Source organism: Pseudomonas sp. D(2018) (assembly GCF_005502555.1).
Lineage (GTDB): Bacteria > Pseudomonadota > Gammaproteobacteria > Pseudomonadales > Pseudomonadaceae > Metapseudomonas > Metapseudomonas resinovorans.
The window spans coordinates 11,720-31,083 of the sequence record NZ_SCOK01000057.1 but is presented as its reverse complement, the minus strand read 5'-3'; the positions used below and the strand labels follow the sequence as shown (position 1 = coordinate 31,083).

Annotated in this window: 20 protein-coding genes; 10 read left to right on the top strand and 10 right to left on the bottom strand. The window is 64.2% G+C overall.

The window, feature by feature from the left end:
• Nucleotides 1–279 precede the first annotated feature (279 nt).
• Both FFS60_RS24605 and FFS60_RS24600 read right to left on the bottom strand, forming a co-directional pair.
• The gene (locus FFS60_RS24605; protein WP_371926508.1) at nucleotides 280–1,026 is read right to left on the bottom strand and encodes a VacJ family lipoprotein; all 747 of its coding nucleotides are present in this window, start codon (nucleotides 1,024–1,026) and stop codon (nucleotides 280–282) included.
• Between the two features lie 10 nt (nucleotides 1,027–1,036).
• The gene (locus FFS60_RS24600; protein WP_028628200.1) at nucleotides 1,037–2,332 is read right to left on the bottom strand and encodes a serine/threonine protein kinase; all 1,296 of its coding nucleotides are present in this window, start codon (nucleotides 2,330–2,332) and stop codon (nucleotides 1,037–1,039) included.
• 267 nt (nucleotides 2,333–2,599) lie between these two features.
• On the opposite strand from FFS60_RS24600, the gene FFS60_RS24595 reads away from it, so the two are divergent.
• Nucleotides 2,600–2,983, top strand: coding sequence for a hypothetical protein (locus tag FFS60_RS24595; RefSeq protein ID WP_137823439.1), 384 nt, complete (start codon nucleotides 2,600–2,602; stop codon nucleotides 2,981–2,983).
• Between the two features lie 113 nt (nucleotides 2,984–3,096).
• On the opposite strand, the gene FFS60_RS24590 is transcribed toward FFS60_RS24595, so the two are convergent.
• Both FFS60_RS24590 and FFS60_RS24585 read right to left on the bottom strand, forming a co-directional pair.
• Nucleotides 3,097–4,647 carry a beta (1-6) glucans synthase gene (locus tag FFS60_RS24590; RefSeq protein ID WP_137823438.1) on the bottom strand — a complete coding sequence of 517 codons (1,551 nt, stop codon included), beginning with the start codon at nucleotides 4,645–4,647 and terminating at the stop codon, nucleotides 3,097–3,099.
• Nucleotides 4,648–4,748: 101 nt separating this feature from the next.
• A complete protein-coding gene (locus FFS60_RS24585) occupies nucleotides 4,749–4,973 on the bottom strand; it encodes a DUF2061 domain-containing protein (protein WP_028628197.1) in 225 nt (74 codons plus the stop codon).
• 225 nt (nucleotides 4,974–5,198) lie between these two features.
• Here FFS60_RS24585 and FFS60_RS24580 point away from each other — a divergent pair, with 225 nt between their 5' ends.
• The 3 genes from FFS60_RS24580 to FFS60_RS24570 all read left to right on the top strand — a co-directional run bounded on the left by FFS60_RS24580 (nucleotide 5,199) and on the right by FFS60_RS24570 (nucleotide 7,665).
• Nucleotides 5,199–5,507 carry a DUF485 domain-containing protein gene (locus tag FFS60_RS24580; RefSeq protein WP_028628196.1) on the top strand — a complete coding sequence of 103 codons (309 nt, stop codon included), beginning with the start codon at nucleotides 5,199–5,201 and terminating at the stop codon, nucleotides 5,505–5,507.
• A complete protein-coding gene (locus tag FFS60_RS24575) occupies nucleotides 5,507–7,165 on the top strand; it encodes a cation acetate symporter (RefSeq protein WP_028628195.1) in 1,659 nt (552 codons plus the stop codon). Before FFS60_RS24580 ends, FFS60_RS24575 begins: the two co-directional genes overlap by 1 nt.
• A 173-nt stretch (nucleotides 7,166–7,338) precedes the next feature.
• Nucleotides 7,339–7,665 (top strand): chorismate mutase, encoded by a 327-nt coding sequence (locus FFS60_RS24570; protein WP_371926505.1) that lies wholly within the window; start codon nucleotides 7,339–7,341, stop codon nucleotides 7,663–7,665.
• Here FFS60_RS24570 and FFS60_RS24565 read toward each other — a convergent pair.
• The gene (locus FFS60_RS24565; protein ID WP_137823437.1) at nucleotides 7,662–7,817 is read right to left on the bottom strand and encodes a DUF3309 family protein; all 156 of its coding nucleotides are present in this window, start codon (nucleotides 7,815–7,817) and stop codon (nucleotides 7,662–7,664) included. The two genes, FFS60_RS24570 and FFS60_RS24565, sit on opposite strands and share 4 nt — an antisense overlap.
• A 96-nt stretch (nucleotides 7,818–7,913) precedes the next feature.
• Here FFS60_RS24565 and FFS60_RS24560 point away from each other — a divergent pair, with 96 nt between their 5' ends.
• The 6 genes from FFS60_RS24560 (at nucleotide 7,914) to FFS60_RS24535 (ending at nucleotide 12,159) form a co-directional block, all read left to right on the top strand.
• Entirely contained in the window at nucleotides 7,914–8,282 is a 369-nt protein-coding gene (locus FFS60_RS24560; RefSeq protein WP_137823436.1) for a DUF2784 domain-containing protein, read from the top strand.
• Between the two features lie 105 nt (nucleotides 8,283–8,387).
• Complete coding sequence (locus FFS60_RS24555) at nucleotides 8,388–9,200, top strand: SDR family oxidoreductase (RefSeq protein WP_137823435.1); 813 nt, start codon at nucleotides 8,388–8,390, stop codon at nucleotides 9,198–9,200.
• A gap of 108 nt (nucleotides 9,201–9,308) precedes the next feature.
• The gene (locus FFS60_RS24550) at nucleotides 9,309–10,463 is read left to right on the top strand and encodes a CynX/NimT family MFS transporter (protein ID WP_137823434.1); all 1,155 of its coding nucleotides are present in this window, start codon (nucleotides 9,309–9,311) and stop codon (nucleotides 10,461–10,463) included.
• A gap of 75 nt (nucleotides 10,464–10,538) precedes the next feature.
• Complete coding sequence (locus FFS60_RS24545) at nucleotides 10,539–10,967, top strand: hypothetical protein (RefSeq protein ID WP_137823433.1); 429 nt, start codon at nucleotides 10,539–10,541, stop codon at nucleotides 10,965–10,967.
• Between the two features lie 40 nt (nucleotides 10,968–11,007).
• Nucleotides 11,008–11,340, top strand: a complete 333-nt coding sequence (locus FFS60_RS24540) for a YnfA family protein (protein ID WP_028628189.1) — start codon at nucleotides 11,008–11,010, stop codon at nucleotides 11,338–11,340.
• Nucleotides 11,341–11,367: 27 nt separating this feature from the next.
• Entirely contained in the window at nucleotides 11,368–12,159 is a 792-nt protein-coding gene (locus FFS60_RS24535) for a phosphatidylserine/phosphatidylglycerophosphate/cardiolipin synthase family protein (RefSeq protein ID WP_256658143.1), read from the top strand.
• Here the strand turns inward: FFS60_RS24535 and FFS60_RS24530 are convergent.
• The 5 genes from FFS60_RS24530 to ngg form a co-directional block, all read right to left on the bottom strand.
• Nucleotides 12,156–12,551, bottom strand: coding sequence for a hypothetical protein (locus tag FFS60_RS24530; protein WP_245586490.1), 396 nt, complete (start codon nucleotides 12,549–12,551; stop codon nucleotides 12,156–12,158). The two genes, FFS60_RS24535 and FFS60_RS24530, sit on opposite strands and share 4 nt — an antisense overlap.
• A 616-nt stretch (nucleotides 12,552–13,167) precedes the next feature.
• The gene (locus FFS60_RS24525) at nucleotides 13,168–13,398 is read right to left on the bottom strand and encodes a YheU family protein (protein WP_028628188.1); all 231 of its coding nucleotides are present in this window, start codon (nucleotides 13,396–13,398) and stop codon (nucleotides 13,168–13,170) included.
• 49 nt (nucleotides 13,399–13,447) lie between these two features.
• On the bottom strand, nucleotides 13,448–16,225 hold the full coding sequence (locus tag FFS60_RS24520) for a hybrid sensor histidine kinase/response regulator (protein ID WP_137823432.1): 2,778 nt from the start codon (nucleotides 16,223–16,225) through the stop codon (nucleotides 13,448–13,450).
• 62 nt (nucleotides 16,226–16,287) lie between these two features.
• Nucleotides 16,288–17,481 (bottom strand): osmoprotectant NAGGN system M42 family peptidase, encoded by a 1,194-nt coding sequence (locus FFS60_RS24515; RefSeq protein WP_028628186.1) that lies wholly within the window; start codon nucleotides 17,479–17,481, stop codon nucleotides 16,288–16,290.
• A gap of 142 nt (nucleotides 17,482–17,623) precedes the next feature.
• A complete protein-coding gene (gene ngg / locus FFS60_RS24510) occupies nucleotides 17,624–19,363 on the bottom strand; it encodes an N-acetylglutaminylglutamine synthetase (protein ID WP_137823431.1) in 1,740 nt (579 codons plus the stop codon).
• Between the last annotated feature and the right edge of the window lies 1 nt (nucleotide 19,364).

Sequence of the window (19,364 nt, the reverse complement as noted above, 5' to 3'; positions counted from 1 at the left end):
ATGCCTGAGCGCAACGCGCAAGCAGGATCGTGTTGGTCCTCGTGACCAGCGGATAGAAGGTGGTGAGACGCCAGGTCTCACGAGCAGCATGCCCCGCTGCCTTGATGCGTACCCCGAGTCATGAATCGGAGGAACAGGCCTTGACACCGAGATCTTCATAGAAGGGGCGAATTCATTCGCCAACCGGACCGAAGGTTCGGCCTGACGCGGCAAGGGGGCAGCTTCGCCGCCCTGAGTGAATGATTTCACCCCTGCAACTGCCGAGTCAGGCCAGAGGCCTTACTCGGCGATCTGCAGCTTGCGCGACTCGGTGTAGACGTAGCGCAGCTTCTCGTACTCGAAGGGCGTGTTGAGCTGGCCGTAGCGGAATTTGGTGGTGTAGCGCTTGTCCACCATGCGCAACGCAGTGATCTCCGGGTGGTCACTGCTGACTTCCGGCACGTTGAGGAAGTTGATCTGGTAGTCGGCGACGTAGTCCACCACCAGCCCGCCGGTGTCCCGCAGGTTGGACGGGCCGAGGATCGGCAGCATCAGGTAGGGCCCGTCGGTGACGCCGTAATAGCCCAGGGTCTGGCCGAAGTCCTCGGTCTGCTTGGGCAGCCCGATGCGTGCGGCCGGGTCCCAGAGGCCGGCGACGCCGATGGTGGTGTTCAGCAGCAGGCGCCCGGTGATTTCCATGGAGCGTTGTCCCTTGAGCTGGAGCAGGCTGTTCAGCAGGTTCGGCACATCGCCCAGGTTGCTGAAGAAGTTGCTCACGCCGCTGCGCACGAATCCCGGTGTGACGTAGCGATAGCCGCGCACCACGGGCAGGAACACCCATTCGTCGAAGCGATAGTTGAAGTGATAGACCCGCCGGTTCCAGGACTCGTAAGGGTCGTAGACGCTCAGTGCGTTGAGGGTCGAGCGTTCGAACTCGCGCTGATCCAGGCCGGGGTTGAATTTCAGGTCTTTCAGCGGCTGAGTGAAGCCGTCCTGGTCGGGCTCCTGGGCTCGAGCCAGGGGGCTTGCCAGCAGTAGGGCGATCAAGAGTGCTTTCTTAGCCACGGAAGAACTCCAGCATGGCGTCGCCGTTGACGCGGTAGTTGAGGTTGCCGCAGTGCCCGCCATGGGGGTAGACGGTCAAGCGGTCGCCCAGGGTGCGGCGCAGGAAACCCAGGTCGCCGGGGCCGAGGATGAGGTCGTCGGCGTTGTGCATCACGGCAATCTTGCTGTTGTCTTTCAGGTAGTCCTCCAGGGCATAGAGGCTGACCTGGTCGATCAGTTGGGTCAGGCTGCCGCCGTCGTAGCGGGCGCGCCAGTAGGGAATCAGTTGCTCGGTCATGTAGCAGTCGAAATCGCACTGCAGGGCGCGCTTGTAGAAGGGCGTCAGGCTGGTGCCTTCGCTGATGGACAACTGCACCGGAGTGATCAGGCCGCGATGGTTGATCAGGTCCGAGGTGAAGGCGATGTCCGAGGAGGAGAAGCGGAAGGCCGTGCCGATCAGCATCGCCATCTGCTCGTTGGACAGCCGCTGTCTGGATTCCTGGAAGTCGTACAGCAGGGCGTCATTGAGGTCGATGTAGCCCTTCTGCTGGAAGTAGCGGGTCAGCTTGCCCAGCACCACCTGGTAGAAGGTGGTGGTGTCGTCGACGCCCTTCACGCGGGTCTGCACAAGGCGGTCGAGGTTAGTCACCGAGGTATAGAGGTTCACCGGCGGATTGAGCAGCAATACCCGCTTGAAGTTGAAGCTGCGGCGGGTTTCGTCCAGGTGGCTGACGAAGGCCGCCTCAAGGGCGCCGAGGCTGTATCCGGTGAGGTAGAAGTCGGTGATTGGCAGGCTCGGATGTTGGGCACGTACGGCCTGCATCACCCGATAGAGGTCGTCGGCGTCTTCGGCCGAAAGTCCTGGGGTCGCATGACGCGAGGCGGCGACCATGAAGTCGTAGCTGGTGGGCGAGGAGAGTTGCACCACGTGGTAACCAGCGCCGTAGAACAGCTTCTTCAGCGTCTCGGCATGGGTGCTGGCGTAGTGGCCGCCCGTGCCGGCAATGACGAACACCAGCGGGGCTGGGCCCTTTTGCTTGGCGAGGCGGTAGCGCAACTTCTTCACCGACCAGAAATTGTCCGGCAACTCGCTTTCGCGCTCTGGACGCAGCTTCAGGTCATAGTCGGACTGGTCGATGTCATCGTCCGTCGGCACCGCGCTGCGCAGGTCCGGCGGCGTGGTGGCGATGGTCGCCTCGAAAGGGTTGGTGATCGGAAAGCCATAACTGGCTGCATCCAGGTCCGCGGCCAGCACGGGAGCGCAGAGGGTCAGGCTGCCAAGTAGGGCGGCAAGGCGAAGACGGAGCATAGGAAAGGTCCCTGTTCAGATTCTGCGGAGTCCGGATCCCGCGGTTGCGGGCAGGCCCCAGTCACTCCCCCGGGCCTTGCCTGTCAGGGCCGCCGGGTCGCGTTCCTTATAAGCGAACGTCATGAGTGAATACCGAGCCTATGACAACTGCAAGTCCTGTGAGTGCGCGCCGTACGTCTGGCCAGGGTGCGGCAGATTGTTGGAAGGTTCTTGCATAGCGCCATCGCGGGGGTATCCTTGGCGCCGCTTACCCATTCGGAGAGAACCATGTCCAGCCGTTCGTCCCTCATCCTGCTGCTGATTCTGCTGCCGCTCTGGCTGGCCGCCAGCTACGGGGTTCGTTTCGCCCTGATGGAGGACGGCCAGTGGGTCGGCCTGTGCGTCGACGAAGCGCAACGCTGGGAGTGCCAGGTGCGCGCTGGCCTGGGGCTGCTGATCCACTTCCGCGTCATCGCCTGGATCGGGTTCGCTGCAGCCCTGGTGGCTTTCTTCGTACCGGGCCGCGCCGGCTGGGGCCTGGCTTTGCTGGCGTTGCTCTTCGCCCTGCCGGCCCTGGTGCTGTACACCGCCAGCCTCGCGGTTTTCGCCTGTGTCATCGCCGGCCTGCGGCTGGTGCGCCGCCAGGTGGCGTCGGTGCCCGTACCGGCCTGAGGATTCAACAGGTGCAAAGAAGGACGCTTCAAGCGTCCTTTTTTGTTGCCGGTGTCCCGTCCTGAAATCGCACCTACCGCTCCCCGAAGGAGAGCGGTCAGGGTGAGGACGGCTCAGTCGCGAACCCGCAGGCTCCGCCACAAGGCAGCCAATAGCAGGGTGCTTACGGCGGCCCAACCGATGGCCTGGACGTTACCCAGGGTTTCTTCATAGAGCTGGGGCACGATGCCGGCGCCGATCAGGACCGCCATCAGCGCGATCTCGCGGCGCGGGGCGGCCACTGGGCGGAACAGGTAGACCAGGGCCGGCAGCAGCAGGGCGGCGCTGGGGAAACTGCGGTAGCGGGCATCGAACACCAGGGCCAGCATCAGCACTGCGCCGGCGAAACCGGACGCAGCCAGCCACCAGCCGCCACGGGTTTCCAGCCAGTCGAACAGGCGACTGCGCGCTCCGCCACGGGCGGACAAGGCCAGGGCGCCGTGGGCCAGGACGATCAGATTGAGTCCAACCAGGAAGGCCGCCCACAACCATTCACCGACGAAGCGGCTGGTGACGCGCGCCATTTCGCCCCACAGGCCGATGCAGGCAGCGCCCACGGCCGCCAGCAGCGGTAGCAGCAGGGCGGCGCGGTTGGAGGCAGGGCGACCGGCGAGTACCAGGGTGGCGAGGAAAATCAGACCGGAAACGCCCAGCCACATCGGCCAGTTGGGCAGATTGCTGACCGGACCGGCGAGCACGCCTTTGTCCTGGCGGTCGGCATCGAACAGGCCCCAGTAACCGCCGACCGCGCCTTCACTGGCGCGCTTCCAGGGTTGGTCGAAGGCTTCGATCAGGTTGTAGCCCCAACCGTTCTGCTCGGCCATGGCAACGAAGCCACGAATGAACTTGGCTTCGTTGACCCGGCTCGGTACCGCGGTTTCGCGCTGGCGGCCTTCGCTGGGCCAGCCGGTTTCACCGATGAAGATGTCCTTGGGGGCGAAGCGGTTGCCGAACACCTGGCGGATTTCGGCTGCATGGCGCAGGGCCTGGTCGATGCCGGCAGGGTCGTCTTCCCAGTAGGGCAGCAGGTGGATGGTCAGGAAGTCCACTGCCGGAGCGACTTCCGGGTGCTTCAGCCAGAATTCCCAAACGTCTGCGTAGGTCACCGGCTGCTTCACCTGGGCCTTGACCTGCTCGATCAGCTTGGCCAGTTGGGCGCCGGTGACTTCCTTGCGCAGCAGGGTCTCGTTGCCCACGATCACTGATTGCACCACGTCCGGGTTGGCGTTGGCGGCCTTGATCAGGGCCTCGATCTCTTTCTGGGTGTCCAGCGGGTTGCCGTTCACCCAGGCGCCCAGCATCAGCTTCAGGCCGTGTTTGCGAGCCAGCTCCGGAATGGCTTCCAGACCGGTCATCGAGTAGGTGCGCACGCAGTGGAAGCGGGTTGCCAGCAGGGCCAGGTCAGCATCCATGCGTTCGGGGCGCAGCACGAAAGGCTGATCGAACGGCGACTGGTCCTTGTCGAATGGGCTGTAGGACGCGCACTGCAGCTTGTGGCTGGGTGTGGCAGCGTCCGGCAGGATCACCGGCTTGCCCAGGCCGTACCAGAGGCCTGCGAGGGCCAAGGCGGCGATCAGGAAGGAGAACAGGTAGGGGAGTGCAGGGAAACGGGCGTTCTGACTCATGGCTAAGGGTGCTTGCGTTGGGGGCAAAGCCGCGCATCTTAGCGGATTAGCCCTCATCGCTCCTACGGCCCGCAGTGGAAAATCCGCACAGGGAATGTCCGTTACGCGTGATGGTGCAACCAGGCGTGCTTGGGGATTTCCTGTTTCGGCTTGTCGCCCTTCTCGAAGCGCTTCCAGATCTTCTCGTGGAAGTAGAAACCTACTGAGTTGCACAGTGGCTCGACCGCCGCCACCAGTCCACCAACCGTCAGGCTGCCGGTCAGGGCATAGGCCACGCTGAAGGCAATGCAGAAGTGCATGAGGGTGAAGGTCACGGTCTTGAGCATGGCGCACCTCGGCAATGAGAATGATTATTCAATGTGCTCAGGCTAGACCTGCCAAACGATGGATGGAAATGTTCATCCAGCATGGTGCTGATAGTTTTGCTGTATGGCTTGTGTACGACCTTGGTCGATATTGGTCTCGAGTTACGACTAAGGTCGTCTGTTGTGCTTGTACGACCGTTCTATTGTTGGCTCCACCAGCAACCCGCGCTGTGGAGGACAACAACAATGAACGACAGCACCTACAAGCGGATTCAGGAGAATCCGCGCTTTCAGGAACTGGTTTCCAAGCGAGAGCGCTTCGCCTGGATACTCTCTGCCATCATGCTGGGCCTTTATCTGGCCTTCATTCTCCTGATCGCCTTCGAGCCGCAAGTGCTCGGCACGCGCATCAGCCCTGACTCTCCGGTTACCTGGGGTATCCCGATCGGTGTCGGTCTCATCCTGTCGGCCTTCGTGCTGACCGGCATTTACGTTCGCCGCGCCAATGGCGAGTTCGACCGCCTGAACCATGAGATCCTCAAGGAGGTCCAGTAATGATCGCGCGCATCCTTGCCGTCCTCGGCCTGATGGTCGTGGCGCCCGCCCTCTGGGCTGCCGGTGCCATCGAGGGCGATGTCCAGCGGCAGCCGCTGAACGCCTCGGCCATCGTCATGTTCGTCGCCTTCGTCGGCGCCACCCTGTACATCACCTACTGGGCCTCCAAGCGCAGCAAGTCGGCCTCCGACTTCTACACCGCCGGTGGCAGCATCACCGGTTTCCAGAACGGTCTGGCAATCGCCGGTGACTACATGTCGGCGGCGTCTTTCCTGGGTATTTCCGCCCTGGTGTTCACCTCCGGCTACGATGGCCTGATCTACTCCATCGGCTTCCTGGTGGGCTGGCCGGTGATCCTGTTCCTGATCGCCGAACGCCTGCGTAACCTCGGCAAGTACACCTTCGCCGACGTTGCCTCTTATCGTCTGAAGCAGAAGGAAATCCGCACCCTGTCCGCCAGCGGTTCGCTGGTGGTCGTGGCCTTCTACCTGATTGCGCAGATGGTCGGCGCCGGCAAGCTGATCGAGTTGCTGTTCGGCCTCAACTACCACGTGGCCGTGGTCCTGGTGGGCGTGCTGATGGTGCTCTACGTTCTGTTCGGCGGCATGCTGGCCACCACCTGGGTGCAGATCATCAAGGCGGTTCTGCTGCTCTCCGGCGCCTCCTTCATGGCGATCATGGTGCTCAAGCACGTCAACTTCGACATCGCTGCCCTGTTCAGCGAAGCCATCAAGGTACACCCGAAAGGCGAGGCCATCATGAGCCCCGGCGGCCTGGTGAAAGACCCGATCTCCGCCATCTCCCTCGGCCTGGCCCTGATGTTCGGTACCGCCGGCCTGCCGCACATCCTGATGCGCTTCTTCACCGTCAGCGACGCCAAGGAAGCCCGCAAGTCGGTGTTCTACGCCACTGGCTTCATCGGCTACTTCTACATCCTGACCTTCATCATTGGCTTTGGCGCGATCCTGCTGGTCAGCACCAACCCGGCCTTCAAGGACGCCACCGGTGCGCTGCTGGGCGGTAACAACATGGCGGCGGTGCACCTGGCCAACGCCGTGGGCGGCAGCCTGTTCCTCGGCTTCATCTCCGCCGTGGCCTTCGCCACCATCCTGGCGGTGGTTGCCGGCCTGACCCTGGCTGGTGCCTCGGCCGTGTCCCACGACCTCTACGCTTCCGTGTTCAAGAAGGGCAAGGCGAGCGAGAAGGACGAGCTGCGCGTATCGAAGATCACCACCGTGGTCCTGGGCTTCGTGGCCATCGGCCTTGGCATCCTGTTCGAGAAGCAGAACATCGCCTTCATGGTCGGCCTGGCCTTCTCCATCGCCGCCAGCTGCAACTTCCCGGTCCTGATCCTCTCCATGTACTGGAAGAAGCTGACCACCCGTGGCGCGATGATCGGTGGCTGGCTCGGCCTGATCACCGCCGTTGGCCTGATGGTCCTCGGCCCAACCATCTGGGTACAGATCCTCGGCCATGCGACCCCGGTCTACCCCTACGAGTACCCGGCGCTGTTCTCCATCCTGGTTGCCTTCGTCGGTATCTGGTTCTTCTCGATCACCGACAAGTCAACCGCTGCAGACGAGGAGCGTGCGCGCTTCTACCCGCAGTTCGTGCGTTCCCAGACTGGCCTGGGCGCCAGCGGTGCCGTAGCGCACTGATTCAACGTTATCCCTTGCAAGACTTGGGGCAGCCTTCGGGCTGCCCTTTTTGTTGTTCGTGGGGTCTGCTGTGCTCCCTGTCCCACGTGCTGCGCGTGTAAGGTCTGCACGTGATGGTTAGCCTTCGATAGGGGCCATCAGTAACCGCAATCAACCTTCTACAGGGAGCGACAATGGAAACCATGGATTGCAGAAGTCTTGACGAGGTTCGAGCCCAGATCGATTCGCTCGACCGCCGAATAGTCGCCTTGCTCGCCGAACGAGGTGCCTATGTGCGGCAGGCCGCTCGGTACAAGCGTGACCAGGCGGAGGTCGAGGCGCCGCAACGGGTGGCTGCCGTCATTGCTCGGGTCCGGGCGCTGGCAGCGGAGTCAGGGGCCGACGAGCGCGTGGTCGAAGCCGTCTATCGGGCAATGATCTCGGCCTTTATTGAGGCCGAACTCAGCGAGCATTCCCGGCTTCGCCAAGGCAACGGGCAGGTTGCGGGAGGAGGCGGCTAGATCATCCCGAACAGCAACAGCACGACCACGATGACCAGCAGCAGCCCGACCATGCCCGACGGGCTGTAGCCCCAGTTGCGGGAGTAGGGGAAGACCGGCAGTGCGCCGATCAGCAGCAGGATCAGGATGATGAGCAGCAGAAGGGTGATCATGGGGACTCCTCGATGGCGGCATTGACCGTGCTTCTAGTTACCGACTGACCACCTTTCGTGATAGTTCAAGGAAACCGACCCTGTGGATAACTCGCCGTGAGCTACCGGATCGCCGCTGATGCCGTGTTGCTGCTGCACCTGGCCTTCATCCTCTGTGTCATGCTGGGTGGGTTGCTGGTGTTGAAGTGGCCGCGTCTGGCCTGGCTGCACCTGCCAGCGGTGGTCTGGGGCGCCACGGTGGAATTCCTGCATCTGGTCTGCCCGCTCACGCCCCTGGAGAACCGTCTGCGATTGGCTGCGGGAGGGCAGGGCTACAGCGGCGGTTTCATCGAACACTACCTGGTGCCGGTGATCTATCCGGTGGGGCTGACGCCGGGCATCCAGCTCTGGCTCGGGGCTGTCGTGCTGCTGATCAACCTGGTGCCCTACTGCCTGTTGGCGAGGCGCTCGATGATGCGCCGCTAGCGGCGTTTGCCCTCATCATTCAGCAGCGTGATTCAGGGGCGGCGGGATTATGGCCTTCGCTACACTGCGGTTCATCTACCGCACAAGCATAAAAGGCACCTCACCATGCACAACCGCATCATGATCACCGGCGCCGGTTCCGGCCTCGGTCGCGAAATCGCCCTGCGCTGGGCGCGCGAGGGCTGGCAGCTGGCCATGTCCGACGTCAACGAATCCGGCCTGGCTGAAACCCTCAAGCTGGTCCGCGAGGCTGGCGGCGATGGTTTCACCCAGCGCTGCGACGTCCGCGACTACAGCCAGCTCACCGCGTTCGCCCAGGCCTGCGAAGAGAAGCTCGGTGGCATCGACATCATCGTCAACAACGCTGGCGTTGCCTCGGGTGGCTTCTTCGAGGAGCTGTCCCTGGAGGATTGGGACTGGCAGATCGCGATCAACCTGATGGGTGTGGTCAAGGGCTGCAAGGCCTTCCTGCCACTGCTGCAAAAGAGCAAGGGTCGAATCGTCAACGTCGCTTCCATGGCTGCGCTGATGCAGGGGCCGGCGATGAGCAACTACAACGTCGCCAAGGCCGGCGTGGTGGCCCTGTCGGAAAGCCTGCTGATCGAACTGAAGGAAGAGGGCGTGGGCGTGCATGTGGTGTGCCCGTCCTTCTTCCAGACCAACCTGCTGGACTCCTTCCGTGGCCCGACCCCGGCCATGAAGCAGCAGGTGGGCAAGCTGCTGGAAAGCTCGCCGATCAGCGCGGCCGACATCGCCGACTACATCTTCCAGGAAGTGACCGCCGGCACCTTCATGATCCTGCCTCACGAGCAGGGCCGCATGGCCTGGGCGGTGAAGCAGAAGAACCCGCAGGCGCTCTACGACGAAATGGCCAGCATGGCCGCCAAGATGCGCGCCAAGCACCACGGCAACGCCTGATCGGGGCTGTCTGACCGGTCAGCTTCGGCGCTGTTCGGGGTTGCCCGGCGGCGGATCGGGGGAGTAGGGTTTCTCCCCCGGCCTGACGGCCAACCCGGATGGACCCTCGTGAAACCCTTCTCCCGAGCGCTGCTGATGCTGGCGCTGGTGCTTGCCGCGATCAACCTGCGGCCCGGCATCACCTCACTTGCCCCTCTGATCGAACGCATTGCCCACGAACTGGCCCTGAGCCGCAGCCTGATCAGCCTGACGACCGCACTGCCGGTGCTTTGCATGGGGCTCCTGGCTCCCCTGGCCCCACGCCTGGCGGTGCGATTCGGCCTGGAGCGGGTTATCACCGTCTGCCTCGTGCTGATCGGCCTTGCGCTACTGGCGCGTCTGGGCGGCCATGCCAGTGCCGTGCTGATTGGCAGCGCGGTTGCCATGGGAGCAGGAATCGCCGTTGCCGGCCCCTTGTTGTCCGGCTTCATCAAGCGTCACTTCCACCACCAGATGGGGCGTGTGGTTGCCTGGTATTCCCTGAGCATGACCATTGGCGGTGCCGGCGGGGCCGTTCTGACTCCACCGGTGACCCAACTGCTGGGTGACCAGTGGCACTTCGGTCTGGCCTTCTGGTCCCTGCCGGCGTTGCTGGCGGTGCTGCTCTGGCTGTGCCTGCCCAATCGCGCCGAACCCTCCAGCGAAGCGGGGCAGGGCGGCTTGCCGTGGGGCGAGTCGCGGGCCTGGCTGATTACCGCCTTCTTCGCGCTCCAGGCCGGCCTGTTCTATGCCCTGACCACCTGGCTGGTGGCTCGTTACCACGAGGCCGGTCTCAGCCTGCTGCGCAGCAACAGCCTGTTCAGTTTCTTCATGCTGGTGGGCCTGCCCAGTGCCTTCATCCTGCCCTGGATGGCCCAGCGCTTCGATAACCGCTATCAGCTGCTGCTGGTCTGCGGCCTGATCAGCACAGTCTGCCTGGGCATGATCTGCTTCCAGCCGACCCTGGCTCCGGAAGTCTGGGCGGCGCTGCTGGGCCTGGGGTTGAGCGGTTCCTTCGCCCTATCCCTGGTGCTGCCGCTCTACGAAGCTGACACGCCCCTGGCGGTGAGCCGCTGGACCGCGATGATGCTGTTCGCCGGCTATGGCCTGGGCAGTCTTACGCCGATCCTCGCCGGCCTCGGCCGAGACCTGGCAGGCAACTACCAGGTGCCGTTCATGGTGATAACCGGGCTGGCACTGGTCATGTGCGGGCTCGCCTGGTTGCTGGGCCGCGGCAAGCGTTGAGGACTTCGACGCATTTCCTTTCTCCCGTGGCAGTCCTGTGTTAGAAGGCTGCCACTGTTTTACTGGAGTGCCCGCGTGGAGTCCGAATCCATCGTCTATGGCTGCATTCGCGACTGGCCGTCGCTCGACGATCAGGCGCATCGCCTGCGTCGCGAGACCAACCGCAGTGTGCTGGCGAGCCTGCCCAGTGGCGAGGCCTGGCCCTTTCTCGGCCGCGAAATGTTTTCCTGCTGCGAGCAACCGGGCGAAGGTCTGTTTCGCACGCAAGTGATCCACTTCGGCGCTAGCTATCCGGCGGTGGAGTACGAGTGGAGCCTGTGGGTGAAGGCGTTCGAAGCCCTGCTCAAACAGCTCTACTGGAGCAGCGCCGTGGTCCATCTGGAAACCGAACTTAACGGCATTCACACCTTCCGCTGGGAAAGCGAGCAGGGCTTGCACAGCCCTCAGGAAGACAACCTGCGAGTGCGCTGCGCCTGGGAACGTGAAGGCGGCGTACACGGCTGATCCGTCTACCCACTCGTCCCGCTCTTCAAGGGATTGCCCCATGCTCAACTACCTCTGGTTCTTCCTCGCTGCGCTTTTCGAAATCGGCGGCTGCTACGCCTTCTGGCTCTGGCTGCGGATGGGCAAGAGCGCCTGGTGGGTCGTCCCCGGCCTGCTCAGCCTGACCCTCTTCGCCCTGCTGCTCACCCGCGTGGAAGCCGTCTACGCCGGCCGCGCCTATGCGGCCTATGGCGGCATCTACATCGTCGCCTCGCTGCTCTGGCTCGGCGTGGTGGAGCGCACCCGCCCGCTGGCCAGCGACTGGCTCGGTGCGGCGCTGTGTGTGATGGGCGCCACCATCATCCTGCTGGGGCCGCGCTTCTCGCAGAATTGACGCCGACCCCTGTCGCGCCGAACGGCTATGGCCAGTGAGGTCGCTCCATGGGATCAAGGGCAGGTCGAAACTGCTGGCACCTTGCCGCTTGACCGCTGTCGAACCCGTCATGACGACCCGGAACGCAATCTGCCCTGGCGCGATACCGACCTGCGCATCGAAGGTCCGGTGGTCGCGGACCTGCAAAAACTCTTCATCACCACCTGGGACCGGCAGAAAGGCGGGACCCTGGTCGCGCGCCATTACTTCCCGCCCCTGGAACGCAAGGGCCGCGAGGTGGTGCGGGCCATCGGCAGTTCACCGGACGAGCCGTACAGCCAGATATACGCCACCCTCATCTCCGCACTGCGTAGCGCACAGAGCGAAATCTGGCTGACCAGCGCCTACTTCGTGCCCGACCCGCAGTTGCTTGGTGTTCTCAAATCCGCCGTGGCCCGTGGCGTCGATGTGCGCCTTGTGGTGCCCAGCAGCACCGATTCCTGGTTGGTTTTCCACGCCGGGCGAGCCTATTACACCGAGTTGCTGGCGGCCGGAGTGCGGCTCTACGAACGCCGTGGCGCGCTGCTCCATGTGAAGGCAGGGGTGATAGATGGCGTCTGGTCCACGGTGGGGTCCACCAACCTCGACTGGCGCAGTTTCCTGCACAACCAGGAGGTCAACGTCGTCGTGCTGGGGGCGGACTTCGGTGCGCGAATGCGCAATGCCTTTCTGGAGGATGTGAAAGGCTCGGACGAACTGACTGTCGAGGCGTGGCAGCGCCGTCCCATCCGCGCCCGACTCAGTGAGCGGATCGGGCGCGCCTGGGAATACTGGCTTTAGGCGGGGGTGTCGAAAGGCGTGGTGGCGACGGTAGGGTGTTGGCTGCGGGCCAGGACCTCGTCCGCCCGGGCTCGATGGTAGGCCGCTTCGTGCAACGCCTGGGCATCGGCCAGGAGCAGGCCCAGGGCGGATGCGAGTCGAGCGGATTCCTGGGGCAGGACGTTGTTGCCGTTGCCGCTCTCCAGGATGCGCAGCAGGTCGCCGAGGGCGGCCATGCGCTGGTTGGCGGCTTCGAACAGGTGGTTCGATGGCGCCTGGACGTTCACGTAGAGAACGTCGCCATAGGGCTGGGAGGAAAGTGAAAGCGGGGTGAAATCGGTAACCGTGCATCCGCATTGCGGCAGATCGCCTGTGGTGCTGATGCATATCTGCGTGGTGTGTAGGCTTTGCATATCCTTGCTTCCTCGCTTACCAGAGAAGCCGCACCTTACCGTCACGACACGGTAGGGCGGCGGGCCGTGCAGGGGTCGCAAACCGGTTACGCGAGGAAAACCCGGCAAGGCCGAAGCCTTCCCTGCACGGCCCACCATGTAGCAATTGCGTAACAGGTGGGTCGTGTCCTGCGTGAAGTTCGGGTTGCGACTCCCGATCGCGGTTCCAACCGCAACGGTCAGGGACTCTAGCGAGCGGCGTTGTAGGCGCTCAAGGTTGAAGGTTTGTACGAAATGTCTCGCCGGTGCGAGGGAATTTATAAGCAGAGACAGTCGATTCGCGCATCGGAGAGTACGCCGCACGTGTCGAGGCAGAAGTCTCGATCTAGAGCGGTTGATGCGTTTTTCGCGGAATTTGCCGACGAAATGCAGGGTGAATTCGAGCCGTCTGTCATCATTTCATCACAGGGCATCTACACTCTGGCTTCAGAGTCTATTGGTGCTCTGTGCTTTGTTTGGGTCGCCCCGTGGCGGCCTTTTTTGTGCCTGCAGTTTTTTCGCCCCCCCTGTCAGGGTGGATCGATCGCCACTTGGACGCTTCCCCACAGCGGGTTGAGTCCCTGCGAGGGCGCGGGCGCTACTCCTCCAGCCACTCCTTGGGCACATCCAGCTTGAGCATCAGCTGACAGAGTTGGCTGTCGGGGTCGTAGGCGATCACCGCCTCACCTTTCTGCAGGGCGCGGCGGACGCGCTCCACGCGGGTTTCCAGTGGGGTGTCGTCGCCGTTGTCGGTGCCTTCGCGAGTCACGAAGTCCTCGATCAGGCGGGTCAGGGTATCGGCTTCGAGCAGGTCAAAGGGAATGAGCATCGGGAGATCTCCAGCGGGGGCGAAATGCTAACGCCCCCGCGCCATGCCGTCACCCGTCCACGCTCTGGCGCAGGATAAAGCGCTCCAGCGTGGCGAACAGCAGGGCGCTGTCCAGGGGCTTGCCGAGGAAGTCGTCCATGCCGGCGTCGGCGCCAGCCTGGCGATGTTCTTCGAGGATATGCGCAGTCAGTGCAACGATCGGCACCGGTGGCCAGTTGCGGTTGCGTTCGAGCCGACGAATCTGCCGGGTGGCCTCGAAGCCGTCCATTTCCGGCATCTCGCAGTCCATCAGAATCAGTTGGATGCCCTCCGGGTCGCGCTGATACTCGTCCACCGCCGCTACGCCATTGGTCACGGTACGTACCAGATAGCCGCGCTTCTTGAGGAAGCCCTGGACCACCATCTGGTTCACCGGGTTGTCTTCAGCCACCAGGATGCAGGGGGTGGCGCTCACCCGGCGGCGCTCTTCCTGTTGCTGGGTGCGCTCTTCCAGGCGCCGCTCACGGTAGAGCTCCTGCAGGGTGTCGCGCAGCTGCGCCAGGGTTAGCGGCCGGGCCAGGGCACGCAGGCGCAGGCCAGCGCCTGCGGGGAGCTGCTGGCTGTGTTCCGGCGAGCAGATCAGCAACACGCGCTGGCCGTGCTCCAGGTGCGGGCGCAGCTTGTCTACCCAGCGTTCCGGATCCCCTGGCCAGGGTGCCTGCAACACCAGCAAGGGCGGTACGGCGAAGTCTTCCAGCTGGTCGATCAGTCTGGCCGGGTCCTGGCATCGTTCGCAGCGCATACCCCAGCGGCCGAGCAGGCGACTCAGGGCGTCCAGGCCAAGGGCGTCCTGGCAGGCGAGCAGAGCCGTGCGGCCGTCCAGCAGCTGGTTCATCTCGTCGCTATTGAACTCGCCGGGCTGCAGGGGAACATCGAAGCTGAAGCGGGTGCCCTGGTTGAGGGTGCTCTGCACTTCGATGCGCCCACCCATCATTTCCACCAGCTCTTTGCTGATCGCCAGGCCCAGGCCGCTGCCACCGTAACGGCGCGTGGTGCTGGAGTCACCCTGTGCGAAGGAATCGAACAGCTGGGCCAACGCTTCGGGCCGGATGCCGATGCCGCTGTCAATGACGCTGAACACCAGGTGCGCCTTGCCCTCGGAGGTGCGGCGCAGACTGAGGTTGAGTGCCACATGGCCCTCGGCGGTGAACTTGAGTGCATTGCCCAGCAGGTTCATCAGCACCTGCTTGAGCCGCGTCGGGTCACCCAGGATGCGTCGAGGCACCCCGGTGTCCAGGCTGAGGTGCAGGCCCAGGCGCTTGTCCATGGCCTGCGCGGTGAACAGGCCGAGCGTGTCCGAGGCCAGGTCTTCCAGGTCGAACTCGATATTTTCCAGTTCCAGCTTGCCCGACTCGATTCGGGCGAAGTCGAGGATGTCGTTGATCACCGTCATCAAAGCGGTACCGGAGCTGGAGATGGTGTCGACGTAGAAGCGCTGGCTGCGGTCCAGCGGGGTTTCCTTGAGCAGTTGCAGCATGCCCAGCACGCCATTGAGCGGGGTGCGGATCTCGTGACTCATCGTGGCCAGGAAGCGGCTCTTGGCCTGGTTCTCGAAATGCGCTTGTTCGGCGGCCTGGCGTGAGCGGAAGCCTTCTTCCTTGAGGGTGTTGATGCGGTCAGCCAGGCCGATGGAGAGGGTGATCAGCTCGATGGTGACGCCGATCTTCACCACGGTGGCGCCGAACAGCCCCAGTACCTCGACGCCCAGCGAACCGGTGGTGATCTGGATGAACGCGAACAGCAGCACACCCCAGGCCAGGGTGTAGTAGGAGCCGTAGCGCAAACCCTTGCGCCAGACGTAGATGCCGGTGAGCAGGAGGAAGGCGGAGATTGCCAAGACCGTGAGGCTGGCGAGGATGTTCCAGTTCTGCAGGCCGATCAGCGGGAAGCTGAGCACCGCCACCAGGGTCGCTGCCATCAGTCCACGCAGCAGCTGGTCCAGGCGTGGGAAGTGCAGTCTGGTGTGGAGGAAGTGGCGGCTGAACTGCACTGCAGTCAGGCAATGCAGGTACATGAAGATGTAGATCGCCACCGACTGCAGCCCCACGTGGTCCGGCAGCAGCTTGAACAGCATGCCGTCGAAGCAGGCGGCGAGCAGGCCCACGTTGAGGTTGTAGGCCAGGTACCAGCGGTAGGCCGGTTCGCGCAGCGACAGATAGAGGAACAGGTTGTAGAAAAACATGGCGAACAGCACGCCATAGAAGGCGCCGTTGAACCCCATGAGGTTCTCCTGGGCGGCGGCGCTGGCGTCAAAGGTGCTGAACACCAGTGGCACAAACAGCGTGCTGGTGCTTTCCACCCGCAGGATCAGCGTGCTCTGGCCCGGCTCGACGCGAAGGGGGAACCAGAAGTTGCGCACCTGTACCGGGCGCTGGGAGAACGCGAAGCGGTCGCCGGATTCCTGGGCCTGCACGCGACCGTCAGCGGCGATGTAGTAGAGGCGAATGTCGTCCAGCAGCGGATAGTTGGCTTCCAGGTAGCCGTCCAGGGCGTGGGCGCGCTGGTTGTCCAAGTGCATCTTGAACCACCAGACCGAACGGTTCTTGCCGAGGTTCGCTTGTTCCCCTGGCAGCTTCTGGAATGCCGGATCGGGGAGCTTGCGCACCTGTTCGAGGTCGAGTTCGCCCTTGGGGTCTTCCAGGTATTCGACCCAATGGCCGAGGGGAAGGCGTAGTTGATCCCGGTCGAGCGGCACTGCCTCCTGGGCGAAGGCGGGCCGGCAGATCCAGAGCAGAAGAAAGACCAGACCGAGTGCGACAGTTTTCACACAGCCTGAAAGGTGAAGCATGGGTGACCACCCGTGTTGTTATGCGTCCCTGGGTGGCACTTTGCTCCTAGCGGGCTCGCCCTTCAAGGGCTGCCGTCACCCTTTCCCACAAGACTTTCCACGGTCGGGACGCGCGTCTCGCTCTCCATCTGTGCGTCATGCTCCAGCTGGTGGCTGAAGGGCTCCAGGGACTGCTGGCTGTTCACGGCGTCGCTGGCGAAGACCGGAGGGCTCATCAGGTATGCGCCGAGCAGGCGGGTCAGGGCCTCCAGGCTGTCGATATGGGTGCGTTCATAGCCATGGGTGGCATCGCACCCGAAGGCCACGAGTGCGGTGCGGATGTCATGGCCGGCGGTGACTGCCGACTGGGCGTCGCTGTGGTAGTAGCGGAACAGGTCGCGGCGCAGCGGAATGGACTGGGCCTCCGCCAGGCGCAGCAGATGCCGTGAGAGGTGGAAGTCATAGGGGCCGCCGGAGTCCTGCAGGGCAACGGTCACCGCATGCTCGCTGGAGTGCTGGCCGGGGGCGACCGGGGCGATGTCGATGCCGACGAACTCGCTGACATCCCAGGGCAGTGCGGCAGCCGATCCGGAGCCGATTTCCTCGGTGATGGTGAACAGCGGGTGACAATCGATGGGGGGCACCAGGCGCGCCTCGGTGATGCCTTTGAGCGCAGTGAGCAGGGCGGCCACCCCGGCCTTGTCGTCGAGATGCCGCGCGCTGATATGCCCGCTCTCGGTGAACTCCGGCAGGGGGTCGAAGGCGACGAAGTCGCCCACTGAAACGCCAAGGGTTTCGCAGTCGGCCCGGGTTGTGCTGTAGGCATCCAGGCGCAGCTCTACGTGGTCCCAACTGATGGGCAGGCTATCCACCTGGGTATTGAAGGCGTGCCCGGAGGCCAGCAGCGGCAGCACGCTGCCGCGCAGGACCCGGCCGTCACCGAACAGGCTGACGCGGCTGCCCTCGGCGAAGCGACTGGACCAGCAACCTACGGGGGCCAGGCCCAGGCGGCCGTTGTCCTTCACCTCACGGACGATGGCGCCGATGGTGTCCAAGTGCGCTGAAACCGCGCGGTCGGGGCTGCTCTGCCGGCCCTTGACCGTGGCGCGGATGGTGCCGCGCCGGGTCAACTCGTAGGGAATGCCGATCTCGTCCAGCCGCTCGGCGACGTAGCGCACGATGGTGTCGGTAAAACCGGTGGGGCTGGGAATGGCGAGCATCTCCAGCAGCACCTTCTGCAGGTAGGCGAGGTCGGGTTCGGGACGTGTCTGGCTCATGGCTGCTCCTCGGAATGCGGCACGGTGCTGGACGCCGCGATTGCCGCCGGCTTAGTCCCGCAGGATGGATGGAGCCGGCGATGCCTGTCGGTGGCTCGTGGTGATGGGTATCGCTCTGCTCCACCCATCCTACGAAGGCAGGTCAGGGCGTGCGGCTCAACGGAAATAGCAGGTCGATAAAACGCTCCGCCGTCGGTTGCGGCTGGTGGTTGGCCAGGCCGACCCGCTCGTTGGCTTCGATCAGTACGTAGTCCGGCTGGTCGGCGGCGGGTACCAGCAGGTCCAGGCCCACCACCGGGATTTCCAGGGTGCGCGCGGCGAGGATGGAGGCTTCTGCCAGGGCCGGGTGCAGGGTCGCGGTAACGTCTTCCAGGGTGCCGCCGGTGTGCAGGTTGGCGGTGCGCCGCACGGCCAGACGGGTGCCGGCGGGCAGCACGTCGTCATAGCCAACGCCTGCGGCGCGCAGGGTGCGTTCGGTTTCCCCGTCGAGGGGGATGCGGCTTTCGCCCTGGGTGGCCGCCTGGCGGCGGCGGCTCTGGCGTTCGATCAGCTGGCGCAAGGTTCGCTGGCCATCGCCCATCACCTCGGCCGGGCGGCGGATGGCCGCGGCGACCACTTCGTAGTTGATCACCACCACCCGCAGGTCGAAGCCCGTGTGACAGCTCTCCAGCAACACCCGGCTGTCGAAGTGCTCGGCGTTGGCGATGGCGGTCTTCACCTCGTCCAGGTTGCGCAGGTCCACCGCCACGCCCTGGCCCTGCTCGCCATTCACCGGTTTGACGACCAGGCTGCCGTGCTCGGCGAGGAAGGCGGTATTCTCCGCGTCGCTGCCGGCCAGGCGCTGGGCCGGCTGGCGAATGCCCACCCGGGCGAGGGCGCGGTGGGTCAGGTGCTTGTCCTGGCAGAGGGTCATGCTCACCGCGCTGGTGAGGTCGCTCAGGGACTCCCGGCAACGGATGCGCCGGCCGCCCTGGCTGAGGCTGAACAGCCCGCCCTCGGCGTCATCCACCTGCACTTCGATGCCACGGCGCAGGGCCTCGTCAACGATGATGCGGGCGTAGGGGTTGAGTTGCTCTTCGGGGCCGGGGCCGATGTACAGCGTGTGGTTGATGCTGTTCTTGCGCTTGACCGCGAAGGTGGCCAGGTCCCGGAAACCCAGCTTGGCGTAGAGCGCCTTGGCCTGGCGGTTGTCGTGCAGCACCGAGAGGTCGAGGTAATTGAGTCCACGGCCCATGAAGTGCTCGATCAGGTGGCGAACCAGCGCTTCGCCGACGCCGGGACGGCTGCATTGCGGGTCCACCGCCAGGCACCAGAGGCTGGAGCCGCCTTCCGGGTCGTCGAACGCCTTGAAATGGTTGAGGCCCATGACGGCGCCGATCACCTGGCTGTCGTCTTCGTCCTCGGCCAGCCAGTAGACCGGCCCGCCCAGATGGCGTGGGGTAATGGCGTCCTGATCCACCGGCAGCATGCCGCGGCAGCGGTAGAGCTGGTTGACCGCCTGCCAGTCGGCGTCGCCCAGGGCACGACGGATGCGGAAGCCGCGAAAGGCCCGGCGTGCCGGACGGTAGTCGGGGAACCAGAGACGCAAGGTGTCGGACGGGTCGAGGAAGAGATGCTGCGGCGCCTGGGCCAGCACCTGCTGGGGCGCGGCGACATAGAGGGCGATATCGCGCTCGCCGGGCTGTTCGTCCAGTAGTTCGCGGGCGAGGCTCGCCGGATCGGGAAACGTGTGGCCGAGCAGCAGGCGGCCCCAGCCACAGTGGAGTATTTGCGGCGCGTCGTGGGGCTCCTGGTGGCCTTCGGCGAGGCGTGCCTGCAGGCGCTGATAGGACGGCGTCTGGCCACGCAACAGGCGCTGACTGTGCAGGGTGTGGGTTTTCATC

What these genes read in the sequence shown, in the direction of transcription:
- FFS60_RS24525 (WP_028628188.1), bottom strand. Translation starts at nt 13,398, where the DNA reads ATGCTCATTCCCTTTGACCTGCTCGAAGCCGATACCCTGACCCGCCTG.
- FFS60_RS24530 (WP_245586490.1), bottom strand. Translation starts at nt 12,551, where the DNA reads ATGCAAAGCCTACACACCACGCAGATATGCATCAGCACCACAGGCGAT.
- FFS60_RS24575 (WP_028628195.1), top strand. Translation starts at nt 5,507, where the DNA reads ATGATCGCGCGCATCCTTGCCGTCCTCGGCCTGATGGTCGTGGCGCCC.
- FFS60_RS24600 (WP_028628200.1), bottom strand. Translation starts at nt 2,332, where the DNA reads ATGCTCCGTCTTCGCCTTGCCGCCCTACTTGGCAGCCTGACCCTCTGC.
- FFS60_RS24595 (WP_137823439.1), top strand. Translation starts at nt 2,600, where the DNA reads ATGTCCAGCCGTTCGTCCCTCATCCTGCTGCTGATTCTGCTGCCGCTC.
- FFS60_RS24585 (WP_028628197.1), bottom strand. Translation starts at nt 4,973, where the DNA reads ATGCTCAAGACCGTGACCTTCACCCTCATGCACTTCTGCATTGCCTTC.
- ngg (WP_137823431.1), bottom strand. Translation starts at nt 19,363, where the DNA reads ATGAAAACCCACACCCTGCACAGTCAGCGCCTGTTGCGTGGCCAGACG.
- FFS60_RS24570 (WP_371926505.1), top strand. Translation starts at nt 7,339, where the DNA reads ATGGAAACCATGGATTGCAGAAGTCTTGACGAGGTTCGAGCCCAGATC.
- FFS60_RS24555 (WP_137823435.1), top strand. Translation starts at nt 8,388, where the DNA reads ATGCACAACCGCATCATGATCACCGGCGCCGGTTCCGGCCTCGGTCGC.
- FFS60_RS24590 (WP_137823438.1), bottom strand. Translation starts at nt 4,647, where the DNA reads ATGAGTCAGAACGCCCGTTTCCCTGCACTCCCCTACCTGTTCTCCTTC.
- FFS60_RS24515 (WP_028628186.1), bottom strand. Translation starts at nt 17,481, where the DNA reads ATGAGCCAGACACGTCCCGAACCCGACCTCGCCTACCTGCAGAAGGTG.
- FFS60_RS24520 (WP_137823432.1), bottom strand. Translation starts at nt 16,225, where the DNA reads ATGCTTCACCTTTCAGGCTGTGTGAAAACTGTCGCACTCGGTCTGGTC.
- FFS60_RS24535 (WP_256658143.1), top strand. Translation starts at nt 11,368, where the DNA reads ATGGCCAGTGAGGTCGCTCCATGGGATCAAGGGCAGGTCGAAACTGCT.
- FFS60_RS24540 (WP_028628189.1), top strand. Translation starts at nt 11,008, where the DNA reads ATGCTCAACTACCTCTGGTTCTTCCTCGCTGCGCTTTTCGAAATCGGC.
- FFS60_RS24580 (WP_028628196.1), top strand. Translation starts at nt 5,199, where the DNA reads ATGAACGACAGCACCTACAAGCGGATTCAGGAGAATCCGCGCTTTCAG.
- FFS60_RS24565 (WP_137823437.1), bottom strand. Translation starts at nt 7,817, where the DNA reads ATGATCACCCTTCTGCTGCTCATCATCCTGATCCTGCTGCTGATCGGC.